1 protein-coding gene is annotated in these 1,268 nt (G+C 56.5%); it reads right to left on the bottom strand.

Annotated elements, in window-relative coordinates:
* Window positions 1-70: 70 nt before the first annotated feature.
* The gene (locus AC1Q7F_RS32575) at window positions 71-1,009 is read right to left on the bottom strand and encodes a tyrosine-type recombinase/integrase (RefSeq protein WP_492512705.1); all 939 of its coding nucleotides are present in this window, start codon (window positions 1,007-1,009) and stop codon (window positions 71-73) included.
* Window positions 1,010-1,268 lie beyond the last annotated feature (259 nt).

Below are 1,268 nucleotides of genomic sequence, written 5' to 3'. Positions count from 1 at the left end.
GTTGAAAATCGGGACGATGAAGCTCCGCCTACCGTTCATGCGTACCGCCTCGTCTGATAATTATTAGTTATCAGTCACTACCCACCGCTCGGCGCCTTCCGCCGCTTACCCTACTCAGTGTGTCTGCCCTTTCGAGCGTCGCTTTCAGACTGGCATCGCTTACCTGCGTGTAGATCTGGGTTGTCGCGATGCTGGCGTGGCCTAGGAGTTTTTGAACAAATCGGATATCAACGCCGGCCTCGATGAGCTGTGTTGCGGCGGTGTGGCGCAGCATGTGGGGGGTGACCCGACGGGACAGGCCCGCTTGCTCGGCCAAGCGAACAACAAGGCGGCGGACATGCTGGGTATCGACGGTCCCACCATTTTGCGTCACCAGCAAATGATTGGATCGGGGGGCCATTGATCGGCGGCTTTTCAGGTACTGCCGCAAAACTGCCGCTGCTTCACCCTTCGGGAGGAAAACACGCCGTTCCCGGTTGCCCTTGCCCTTTACACGAATGCTGCCGTCATTGTGATCAAGATCATCAATCGTGATGCTGACCAGCTCACCAACCCGGATGCCGGTGGAGAAGAGGCAAACGATGATAAACCTGAGCATCTGCGCGGTATGGCCACCATCCAGCCCGTCGCAGACCCGAAGCAAGGCCCTCATCTCATTGACCGCAAGATTTCTCGGCAACCGGTGTGGAAGCCGGATGCTGAGATCCAGCCGATGGAACGGGCTCAGCGGGATGACTTCGTCACGCTCCAGCCAGCGGAACATGACCTTCAACGACGCCATCCGGCGCTTGGCAGATGTTTCCTTGAGCCCGTCCACATCGAATAGCTTGCGTGCGAAGCGGCGTAAGCTATCCCGATCAATCTCCGCCACAGCCTTGGTGCCTCCAACAAAAGCGGAGAACTCTGCGAAATCTGTCTGGTAGGCACGTAGCGTGTTGGGGGAAAGGCGCTTTCCGATACGGCAATGGTCAAGGAACCGGGAAATGGCCTCAGCCAGTGTGCATTCCATGGCATTCCCTTGTATGGTTGGGAAAGCCTGTTTCCTCGCATAAATCAAGAAGCGCAAGGGGGCTGTCAAAGTTCAGACGTTCAGCCCTGCTTTCGTCTCCATGTTAATCTAGCCGTAACCCCGTCTTCGCAGAAAAAGAGGGCCGCTCTGATTGGACCTGGTAAACTTAGATCATCAAACCGAACTGAACCGCGCCGGGATTGTCGGCGGCTCCAACTCCTGAGAGGATGGGGCTACGATGAGCAAGACAACGAACAAA

It is taken from the genome of Niveispirillum sp. GW835-FHT14G11 (assembly GCF_058793615.1).
The sequence above is the reverse complement of the archived record's forward strand: the minus strand, read 5'-3'. Positions and strand labels throughout refer to the sequence as shown.